This window comes from Poseidonocella sp. HB161398 (genome assembly GCF_005870025.1).
In the GTDB taxonomy this organism is placed as follows: domain Bacteria; phylum Pseudomonadota; class Alphaproteobacteria; order Rhodobacterales; family Rhodobacteraceae; genus Mangrovicoccus.
Genome location: NZ_VATA01000275.1, coordinates 1 through 651, shown reverse-complemented (window position 1 = coordinate 651; position 651 = coordinate 1). Strand labels below are relative to the sequence as shown.

The following is a 651-nucleotide window of genomic DNA, read 5'->3' as shown; positions in this document are numbered from 1 at the left end:
GGTCAAGAAGCTCAGGCAACATGGGCGCGTCACCGATGTGGCTTCCGGTGACCTCAATGGCCCGGATCTCCAGCGTCTGTTCATCGACACCGATGTGGATCTTGCGCCACAGACGGCGTTTCGCGCCGCCATGCTTGCGGGCGTGCCATTCGCCTTCGCCCTCCGCCTTGTTGCCGGTGCTGTCCGCTGCCCGGCAGGGCATTGCGGAGCAATGTCCCGAGAGGGGATCAGCAGGTTCAGCGGCCCCTGCGAGCCACGGTAGGGGATGGTGACGGCAAGCGTCTTCTGTCGTCGGCTCAGCGTGCTGAAATCCGGCACCGTCCAGTCGAGGCCGACGAGCCGCAGAAGGCTCTCCGCGAACCCGCCTCGCCATGGTCACTCGGACCAGTGGCGTTCCCATGGCTCGATCTGACGGAGCGCCATGCCGAAAAGCACCTTCATCGTCAGGCATGTCTGGATCGCGGCATCGCCATACTGTGGCTGCCTGCCTCGCTTGCCCGTAGGCGGCGGTGCCCAGGCCATGTCCGGGTCGAACCAGATCGTAAGGGAGCCGCGCCGCTTCAGCGCTTCGTTGTAGGCCGGCCAGTTCTTGGTCTTGTAGCTCGGCGGGATGGGTCTGCTCATGCAGACCAGCTACCACGCTGGATTCGC

At 64.8% G+C, this 651-nt stretch carries 1 pseudogene; it reads right to left on the bottom strand.

The window, feature by feature from the left end:
- A pseudogene (locus tag FGX59_RS37230) lies at nucleotides 1–624 on the bottom strand (IS5 family transposase); the annotation flags it as partial.
- Nucleotides 625–651: the final 27 nt, after the last annotated feature.